The organism is Paenibacillus zanthoxyli JH29 (assembly GCF_000520715.1).
Taxonomy (GTDB): domain Bacteria; phylum Bacillota; class Bacilli; order Paenibacillales; family Paenibacillaceae; genus Paenibacillus_AQ; species Paenibacillus_AQ zanthoxyli.
This window is the reverse complement of sequence record NZ_ASSD01000521.1, coordinates 1-2,256: the sequence shown is the minus strand read 5'-3', so window position 1 is coordinate 2,256 and position 2,256 is coordinate 1. Positions and strand designations below refer to the sequence as shown.

At 53.5% G+C, this 2,256-nt stretch carries 2 protein-coding genes; both read right to left on the bottom strand.

Annotated elements, in window-relative coordinates; all coding sequences use genetic code 11:
* Positions 1-40: 40 nt before the first annotated feature.
* Complete coding sequence (locus L691_RS0120040; protein WP_025692138.1) at positions 41-1,690, bottom strand: ABC transporter substrate-binding protein; 1,650 nt, start codon at positions 1,688-1,690, stop codon at positions 41-43.
* Between the two features lie 133 nt (positions 1,691-1,823).
* On the bottom strand, positions 1,824-2,256 hold a 433-nt coding region (locus tag L691_RS0120035; protein ID WP_025692137.1), incomplete at its 5' end, for an oligopeptide/dipeptide ABC transporter ATP-binding protein.

The following is a 2,256-nucleotide window of genomic DNA, read 5'->3' as shown; positions in this document are numbered from 1 at the left end:
CCGCCGCTCTTTAGCGGCGGCAAGATCGTGTGCTATGAAGCTATTCGAAGTAAACTTCGCTGTAATATTCCGTGCCTGTCGGACTCGGAACAAAGCCTTTCAGATTCGCTTTGGCCGCAAGCAGAGGAGTCGTGTGCACGAGCGGAATCCAAGGAGCGTCTTCTTTGATGATTACCTGAGCTTGCTTGTACAGGTCGGCGCGTTTGTTTTGGTCGATTTCTTTTTGTGCGTCAACCAGGATCTTGTGCAGGTTTTCGTTTACATAGAAGTTGCGGTTGTTGCCAGGAATGGAATCCTTGTCAAGCAAAGTGTAAATGAAGTTGTCAGGGTCGCCGTTGTCGCCCATCCAGCCGAGCATGTAGATATCGTCTTTCTCGCCGGCTTTCGTGTCGTCCAGATAAGTCGCCCATTCCGGAGACTCGATGACGGTCTTCACCCCGATCTTCTCCCAGTCTGCCTGAATCGCTTCGGCAACCTTCTTGCCGTCCGGCATGTAAGGACGGGATACCGGCATCGCGTACAGCGTTACCGTATCCGGCAGACCATTCGGGTAACCGGCTTCCGCCAGCAGCTGCTTCGCTTTGTCCAGATTATACTCATAATCTTTCACCTGGTCGTTATAGCCCCACAGGGACGGCGGCATCGGATTGACGGCCGGCTGCGCCTGTCCGGCAAAGAATGCGTCGATAAGGGCCTGTTTGTTAACGGCATAGTTCAGCGCCTGTCTTACTTTTACATTGTCGAAAGGCTTCTTCTTGAAGTTGAAGCCGAGGTAAGCGACGTTAAACGAAGGACGTTCGATCTTTTGCAGATCCGAAATGCCTTCCAGCGTCGATAGATCGTCCGGGCTCACATCTTCCATCAGGTCGATCTCGCCGTTTTGCAGCGCGTTGAAGCGTGCGGAGTTGTCCGGAATAGAACGGACGATTACTTTACTCAGCTTAGGAAGCCCTTCTTTCCAGTAGCTTGCATTCTTTTCGAGCGTAATGGAATCGTTATGCTTCCATTCCTTGAAGACGAATGGGCCTGTGCCGACCGGCTCGTTCTTAAAGTTCGCTTTCTTTTCTTTAATCGCTGCCGGGCTCGCGATACCGAAAGAAGTCATCGCAAGGTTCTGCAGGAAAGGAGCCTGCGGCTGATTCAGCGTAAACTGTACGGTCAAATCGTCGACAGCCTTGACTTCTTTAATGACGCGGGAGCCTTCGGGTCCGAACATGGAATCATAGTAATCGAAGGAATCGCCTTCGAATTTATATGGGCTCTTCGGATCGCTCCAGCGCTGGAAGTTGAATACAACCGCCTCGGCGTTGAAATCCGTGCCGTCATGGAACTTTACGCCCGGATGCAGCTTGAACGTATAGGTCAGGCTGTCCTTCGATACTTCCCAGCTATCGGCTAGAGAAGGCTCGACCTCGGTGGTTCCCGGCTTGTACTCCAGCAGGGAATCGAATACCTGATGGTCGATTTTCAAAGATTCGCCGTCGGTTATAATTGCAGGGTCAAGCGAAGCGGAGTCGCCGCCGCGTCCCACAACAAGCGTATCCTGCGTCGACGCGCCGGCAGTCGCCGTGCTTGCCGGCGAACTTGTCGCCGCACTGTTAGTCGAGCTTGCGTTATTGCCGCCGCAGCCGCTGAGCACGAGTCCCGCGCCAAGCGTAAGGGTTAAAGCCAGACTTCCCCATTTCTTCATTTTCGTAAATACCCCTTTCTCTCCATAAATAGATATAATGCGTTTATATAGAGCCGCTCTGAAAGGGCGGCCATAAACCGTGTCTTGCGCATATGGCAGAATTTCCTGCGAAAGCCAACCGGCCTCCCTCTCTTTAGGCAAGCTGCGTTCTGGATTCCCCGCCGTACAGATAACAGGCAGTGAAGTGTCCCGCTTCCGTCTCGGCAAGCTGCGGCCGCGAATTGCGGCATATATCCATCACATGCGGACATCTAGTATTGAAGGCGCAGCCGATCGGCGCATTCGCCGGACTCGGCACCTCGCCCTGCAGAATGATGCGCTCCTTCCGCAAATCCGGATCGGGCTCGGGAACCGCCGACAGCAGCGCCTGCGTATAAGGATGCTGGGGATGGGAATACAGCTTCTCCTTGCCTGTGATCTCCACGATCCGCCCCAGGTACATCACTGCGACCCGGTCGCAAATATGCTTTACCACGCTGAGATCATGCGCGATGAATATGTAGGTTAATCCGAATTCGCGCTGCAGATCCTGCATCAGGTTAATCACCTGCGACTGGATGGATACA

Excerpts from the sequence above, each read along its gene's own strand:
- L691_RS0120040 (WP_025692138.1), bottom strand. The coding sequence starts at position 1,690 with ATGAAGAAATGGGGAAGTCTGGCTTTAACCCTTACGCTTGGCGCGGGA.